Below are 6,493 nucleotides of genomic sequence, written 5' to 3'. Positions count from 1 at the left end.
GGCGCTCCCGCCCGCCGACCCGGCGGCGGCCGACGCCGCGCACACCGCCGCCGAACGCGCCCTGCGCGAGGCCGACACGGCGCTCGCCGCCGTACGCGAACGGTGCGAGGCGCTCGACCGGCTCTCCCGGCAGGCCGACACCGAGGTGCGCCGGCTCGGCCCGCTCCGCGAGGAGTACGAACGGGTCGCCAGGCTCGCCGCGCTCACCGCCGGCACCGCCGCCGAGAACGAGCGCAAGATGCGCTTGGAGGCGTACGTGCTCGCCGCCCGCCTGGAACAGGTCGCCGCCGCCGCGACCGCCCGCCTCCAGCGGATGTCCTCCGGCCGCTACACCCTGGTGCACTCCGACGCCCGCAGCGGCGGCGGCCGGCGCGCGGGCCTCGGGCTGCACGTGGTGGACGCCTGGACGGGCAACGAGCGGGACACCGCCACCCTCTCCGGAGGCGAGACCTTCTTCGCCTCGCTGGCCCTCGCGCTGGGCCTCGCCGACGTCGTCACCGACGAGGCCGGCGGCGTCCGGCTCGACACCCTCTTCATCGACGAGGGCTTCGGCAGCCTCGACGACCAGACCCTCGACGAGGTGCTGGACGTCCTGGACTCGCTGCGCGAGCGGGACCGCAGCGTCGGCATCGTCAGCCACGTGGGCGACCTGCGCCGGCGCATCCCGGCCCAGCTGGAGGTGGTCAAGGCCCGGCACGGCTCCGCCGTCCGGCTGCGCACCGGAGGCGACGCCCTCAGCGGCTGATCGGACGGCGGGGGAGCGGCGAGGAGTAGACGACGCTCGTCGTGACCGAACCCAGCGTGCCGACCTTTCCGGAGATCTCCTCCAGGTGCCGCATGGAACGGGCGGCGACCTTCAGGACGAAGCAGTCGTCGCCGGTCACGTGGTGCGCCTCCAGGACCTCGGGGGTGGCGTCGATCAGGTCGTGGAAGGGCTTGTAGTTGCCGTTCGGATAGCGCAGCCGGACGAACGCGAGGATCGGGAGTCCGAGCCGCTCCTGGTCGACGATCGCCGTGTACCCGGCGATCACCCCGGCCTCCTCCAGACGCCGCACCCGCTCGGTCACCGCCGAAGGCGACATGGCCACGGCCCGCGCGAGCTCGGCGAAACTGGCCCGCCCCTGGGCCTGAAGGGCGTCGAGGATCCGCCAGTCCGTGGCGTCCGGGATGTATCCGCTGGTCATGAGCGCGACGATGCACGGAAACCCGGCGAGACTTCAAGTCCTCGCCGGGCTCGTCTCATCCTCCGGGCCCGAGCGCCAGGAACCACGGGCCGGGGCGCCGGCGGCCGTGCCCGGCCGCACCGCGGCCCCCGGGGGCCGTGAGGTCGGGAGCAGGAGGCCCGTGCCGGGCCCGGCACCTTACGGCCCGCCCGCGCACCGGAGGCTTCGGCCCGGCCGCGCACCGAGGCCCCGGCCCGGCCGCGCGCCCGGGGCCAGGCCGCCCCCGTCGCTCTCAGAGCCGGGAGATCTCGTCCACCAGGTCGTCCAGGCCCAGCGGGCCCTGGGACAGGGCTGCCATGTGCCAGGCCTTGGCGTCGAAGGCCTCGCCGTGTTTGGCCTGGGCGTTGGCGCGGCCGAGCAGCCAGGCGCGTTCGCCCAGTTTGTAGCCGATGGCCTGGGCGGGCATCGACAGATAGCGGGTCATCTCGCTCTCCACGAAGGCCGGCGGCCGGCTGCTGTGCCGCTGGAAGAACTCCTGCGCCAGCTCCGGCGTCCACCGCTCGCCGGGGTGGAACGGCGAGTCCGCCGGGATCTCCAGCTCCAGGTGCATGCCGATGTCCACGATCACCCGGCAGGCCCGCATCATCTGCGCGTCGAGGTAGCCGAGCCGGCGCTCCGGGTCGCCGAGGAAGCCCAGTTCGTCCATCAGCCGCTCCGCGTACAGCGCCCAGCCCTCGGTGTTGGCGCTGACCTTGCCGATGGTGGCCTGGTAGCGGGAGAGCCGGTCGGCGACGTGCACCCACTGGGCGATCTGCAGGTGGTGGCCCGGCACGCCCTCGTGGTACCAGGTCGACACCAGGTCGTACACCGGGAAGCGGGTCTGTCCGTCGACCGGCAGCCAGGTCCGGCCGGGGCGCGAGAAGTCCTCCGAGGGGCCGGTGTAGTACGGGGCGGCGGCCCCGCCCGGCGGGGCGATCCGGGACTCGACCTGCCGTACCCGCTCGGCGAGTTCGAAGTGGGTGCCGTCCAGTGAGCTGATCGCCTCGTCCATCAGGCCCTGCAGCCAGTCCCGTACCTCGTCCACGCCCTCGATGTGGGCGCCGTGCACGTCGAGGTGGGCCAGCGCCTCCCACGGGTCGGAGCCCGGCAGGATCCGGTCCGCCTCCTTGCGCATCTCGCCGAGCAGGCGGTGGTACTCGGACCAGCCGTACGCGTACGCCTGGTCGAGGTCCAGGTCGGTGCCGTTGAAGAAGCGCGCCCAGCGGCGGTAGCGCTCGCGGCCCACCGTGTCGGGGGCGTCGGCGACCGCCGGGGCGTACACGTCGCGCATCCAGTCGCGCAGTGCGACCACGGACCGGTCGGCGGCCCCTCCCGCCGCCGCGAGTTCGTCCCGCAGCTCGCGGGGCAGCGTGTCGGCCGCACCGGACGCGAACCCGGCGAACCAGCCCCGCGCCGCCCCGTCCGGCCCGGCGGCGCCGCCGCAGGCCCACTCGGTGAGCTGCCCGACGAAGGTGTGGGTGGCCCGCGGGCCCGCCCGCATGCCGCGGTCGAGACCCAGGGCGAGCGAGGCGCGGTAGCCCTCCAGAGCCGCCGGGACCGCGCGCAGCCGCGCGGCGACGGCCGTCCAGTCCTCCGCCGTCGCCGTCGGCAGCATCGTGAAGGAGAGGCGCACGCTGTGCGCGGGCGAGCGCAGGTTGCTCACGGCGCACAGGCCCTCGTCCGCCTCGTGCACCGAGAGCTGGGCGGACAGCCGTTCGCGCAGCAGCCGGGCGCAGCGCCGCTCCGCCTCGTCCTCGGCGCCAGGCCTGCGCTCCGCCGCGTCGAGCCGTGCGAGGGTGCGCCGGGCCAGCTCGGCGACCTCCTCCTGCCCGGCGGGCGAGAAGTCGGGCAGACGGCCCGCGCTCTCGGGAACTCCCAGGTAGGTGCCGGTGATCGGGTCGAGTTCGATGAGCGCGTCGACGTAGTCGTCGGCGACCTGGCGGGGCAGCGCGGTGGTGGAAGACTCTGGCATGGGGGTCATCCTGGCCCGTTCACCGTGCCCGCGTCACCCTCGTTCGAGATCAGTCGGCTGACAAATGAGCGCCCGGGACGGGCGGCAGAAGAGGCCCGCACTCCCACTGCTGGAAGATCAGCCGGGTCTCCACGCGGGCCACCTCACGCCGTGAGGTGAAGGCGTCCAGGACGAGTCGTTGCAGGTCGGCGGGGTCGGCGACGGCCACGTGGACCAGATAGTCGTCGGGTCCCGTGAGGTGGAACAGGGCCCGGGACTCCGGCAGGGCCCGTACCCGCTCGACGAACGGCCCGATGAGTTCGCGCCGGTGCGGCCGGACCTGGACGAGCAGCAGCGCTTCGAGACCGCGGCCGAGTTTGGCTGGATTCAGCTGTAGTCGGTGTCCGAGGATCACGCCGGTGCGCCGCAGCCGGGACACCCGGTCGAGACAGGTCGAGGGAGCCACGCCCACCTCGGCGGCGAGCTCGCGATAGGTGCTCCGGGCGTCGTTCTGCAGCAGGCGAAGAATGTGCAGATCGACCGCGTCCAGTTCGACGGAATCAGCCATTGGCCGAACGTAGCACGGCGATTTCCCGCTACTCCCGGGTATTCGTTCACAGTGCGCCTCATGGACATGACCAGGGACGCTTTCGCATCCTCCTCCTCGCCGGCCCCCACGAGGGCGCTGGCCACCGAAGCCGTGCACGCCGGCCGCGACGACCTCGCCGAGCTCGGCCTGCACGCCCCGCCGCTCGATCTGTCCACCACCTACCCCTCGTCCGACGCGCGGGCCGAAGCCGCCCGCATCGACGAGTTCGCCACCACCGGCGCCCGCCCGGACGGCCCGCCGATCTACGCCCGGCTCGACAACCCGACGACCGCACGTTTCGAGACGGCCCTCGCCCGCCTGGAGGGCGCGGAGGCGGCGGTCGCGTTCGCCAGCGGCATGGCCGCCCTCAGCGCCGTGCTGCTCGCCCGGGCGAGCCAGGGGCTGCGCCACGTCGTGGCCGTCCGCCCGCTCTACGGATGCAGCGACCACCTCCTGGACGCCGGACTGCTCGGCACCGAGGTGACCTGGACCGACCCGGCCGGCGTCGCCGACGCCCTCCGCCCCGACACCGGCCTGGTCATGGTCGAGTCGCCCGCCAACCCGACGCTCGCCGAGGCGGACATCCGCGCCCTCGCCCACGCCTGCGGATCGGTGCCGCTGCTCGTCGACAACACCTTCGCCACGCCGGTGCTCCAGCGGCCCGTCGAGCTGGGCGCCCGGATCGTGCTGCACAGCGCCACCAAGTACCTCGGCGGCCACGGCGACGTACTGGGCGGCGTCGTCGCCTGCGACGAGGAGTTCGCCCGCACCCTGCGCCAGGTGCGCTTCGCGACCGGCGGCGTGCTCCACCCGCTCGCCGGCTATCTGCTGCTCCGCGGGCTTTCGACGCTTCCGGTACGCGTGCGGGCCGCCTCGGCCACCGCCGCCGAACTGGTCCGCCGGCTCGCCGCCGACCCCCGGGTCGAGCGCGTGCACTACCCGCGGATCGGCGGGGCGATGATCTCCTTCGAGGTGCTCGGTGACCCGCACGACGTGATCGCCGGGGTACGGCTGATCACGCCGGCGGTCAGCCTCGGCAGCGTCGACAGCCTCATCCAGCACCCGGCCTCGATCAGTCACCGGATCGTCGACCCCTCGGACCGCCGCTCGGGCGGGATCGGCGACCGTCTGCTGCGGATGTCCGTCGGCCTGGAGGACGTCGAGGACCTCTGGCGGGACCTCGACGAGGCGCTCAGCGCCGGCTCTGCCGCGACCGCCCCGCGCCGGGCCGCGGCCGAGCCCGTCCGGGCGTAACCGCGTCGACGGTGGTGCCCGCGCCGGCGCCCGCGTCCGCGCCGGCGCCCGCGTCCGCGCCGGCGCCTGCGTCCGCCTCCGGCGCGGTGGCGGACGGGCTCGGGGTCAGCCGTGCGGTGATGACCAGGGTGCCTTCCTCGATCTGGTAGTCCAGCGGCAGGTTCAGCGCCCTCATGGCGGCCACCATGCCGGTGTTGGAGGACTGGGTCACCGCGTAGACGCTCTCGCACCCGGCCTCCTCGGCCATCGCCACCAGCCGGCCGAGGAGTTCGGAGCCGATGCCGCGCCGCTGCCAGTCGTCCTCGACCATGAGGGCGACCTCGGTCTCGTCGCCGTCCCACAGCAGGTGGCCGAGGGCGACGAACCGGCCGGAGGCGGTCTGCGCCGCGAGCGTCCGGCCGAAGCGAGGACTCAGCAGATGGTCGAGGTAGCGGCCGGCGTCCCCGACCGGGCCGTGATACCGCAGGGCCAGGGTGCGCGGGGAGCAGCGGTCGTGCATGGACCGCGCGGCGGGCAGGTCGCGCTGGTCGGCCCGGCGCACGGTGATGTCGTCGCCCTCGGGCAGGGTCAGTACGTCCCCGCCGCGCGGGAGGCGCGGCCCCAGCCGGGCGTCGAGCTCGACCAGGGCGCGGGCCCGGGCGAACTCGGTGGGCGTGAACGGCGGATGGGGCCGTTCGATGACGAACGTGCCGCCGTTCGGGTCGCGCAGCCGCATCGCGGTCTCCTCCAGGACGCCCTCCACGGGCGCGGGGGGCACCCGTGGGGCGGCCGCTGAGCGAGACGGGTGGCACCGAGCGGATGGTGCACCGGCCGAGCAGCTGACGCAGGGCCAGGGGCAGTTCGGCCGCGTCGAGCGCGGTGCGGGTGGCGAGGCCGAGCAGCCGGGTCGGGGTGTCGACGAGGTCGTGGGCGTCGGCGCGCTCCGTCCAGGTGTCCGTGCCGCCGGCCGCGGTGATCTCCCGGGCGAGCACCTCCGGCGGCAGCTCCGCCGGTGCGCGCAGCAGGAACTCGTCGACCGTGCCGCCCTCGGCGAGCGGGTGCGTCTGCAGGGTCAGGATGTCGACGCCGTGCCGGGCGAGCACCGTGCACAGCGCGGCCAGGCTGCCCGGGGTGTCGCGGACCGTGGTCCGCATGCGCCACAGGGCCGTGCCGGCGGAGTCCCCCACGGGGGTGGGGTCCTCGCCGGACGCGGCGGCCGGCGGCAGCGGGGCGGGTGCCCCGCTGCCGCCGGGATCGTCCTCCGGCGGCGCGTGACCGTGCCGCCGGGCCCACCACGTGTGGAAGGCGGCCGTGGCGACCAGCGCGATGGCCGAGAACACCAGCAGGTACGGACCGTCGGGGCCCTTGGCGACGGTCTTGGCGATGGTGTCGGCCACCACCACGGCGGTGAACAGGGCCGCGAGCTCGATCAGGTCGTGCCGCCAGTGGTGGCCGCGGCGGGTGTTCTTCGTGGGCGTCATGTCGGTCATGACCTCACTGTGGCCCAGCGGTGTTGCG

General features: G+C 74.5%; 5 protein-coding genes and 1 pseudogene. 2 read left to right on the top strand and 4 right to left on the bottom strand.

From position 1 onward, the window contains the following. Positions 1-745, top strand: a 745-nt coding sequence (locus tag ESG85_RS01580; RefSeq protein ID WP_281287977.1) for an SbcC/MukB-like Walker B domain-containing protein, incomplete at its 5' end; no start/stop codon positions are given. Here the strand turns inward: ESG85_RS01580 and ESG85_RS01575 are convergent. From ESG85_RS01575 to ESG85_RS01565, 3 genes are all read right to left on the bottom strand, one after another. Continuing rightward, entirely contained in the window at positions 735-1,184 is a 450-nt protein-coding gene (locus ESG85_RS01575; RefSeq protein WP_128976187.1) for an Lrp/AsnC family transcriptional regulator, read from the bottom strand. The genes ESG85_RS01580 and ESG85_RS01575 overlap by 11 nt on opposite strands. Positions 1,185-1,455: 271 nt before the next feature. Beyond that, entirely contained in the window at positions 1,456-3,174 is a 1,719-nt protein-coding gene (locus ESG85_RS01570) for a DUF885 domain-containing protein (RefSeq protein ID WP_181018931.1), read from the bottom strand. 49 nt (positions 3,175-3,223) lie between these two features. Then, the gene (locus ESG85_RS01565; RefSeq protein ID WP_128976185.1) at positions 3,224-3,721 is read right to left on the bottom strand and encodes an Lrp/AsnC family transcriptional regulator; all 498 of its coding nucleotides are present in this window, start codon (positions 3,719-3,721) and stop codon (positions 3,224-3,226) included. Positions 3,722-3,787: 66 nt separating this feature from the next. Here ESG85_RS01565 and ESG85_RS01560 point away from each other — a divergent pair, with 66 nt between their 5' ends. Continuing rightward, entirely contained in the window at positions 3,788-4,996 is a 1,209-nt protein-coding gene (locus ESG85_RS01560; protein WP_128976190.1) for a trans-sulfuration enzyme family protein, read from the top strand. Here ESG85_RS01560 and ESG85_RS01555 read toward each other — a convergent pair. Further along, positions 4,935-6,456, bottom strand: a pseudogene (locus ESG85_RS01555) (GNAT family N-acetyltransferase). The gene ESG85_RS01560 and the pseudogene ESG85_RS01555 overlap by 62 nt on opposite strands. Positions 6,457-6,493 lie beyond the last annotated feature (37 nt).

The organism is Streptomyces roseicoloratus (assembly GCF_004117935.1).
GTDB classification, from domain to species: domain Bacteria; phylum Actinomycetota; class Actinomycetes; order Streptomycetales; family Streptomycetaceae; genus Streptomyces; species Streptomyces roseicoloratus.
Note: the sequence above shows the minus strand (reverse complement) of the source record. Positions and strands in the feature narration are given on the sequence as shown.

Coding starts and splice junctions, on each gene's coding strand:
- ESG85_RS01575 (WP_128976187.1), bottom strand. CDS start 1,184: ATGACCAGCGGATACATCCCGGACGCCACGGACTGGCGGATCCTCGAC.
- ESG85_RS01570 (WP_181018931.1), bottom strand. CDS start 3,174: ATGCCAGAGTCTTCCACCACCGCGCTGCCCCGCCAGGTCGCCGACGAC.
- ESG85_RS01565 (WP_128976185.1), bottom strand. CDS start 3,721: ATGGCTGATTCCGTCGAACTGGACGCGGTCGATCTGCACATTCTTCGC.
- ESG85_RS01560 (WP_128976190.1), top strand. CDS start 3,788: ATGACCAGGGACGCTTTCGCATCCTCCTCCTCGCCGGCCCCCACGAGG.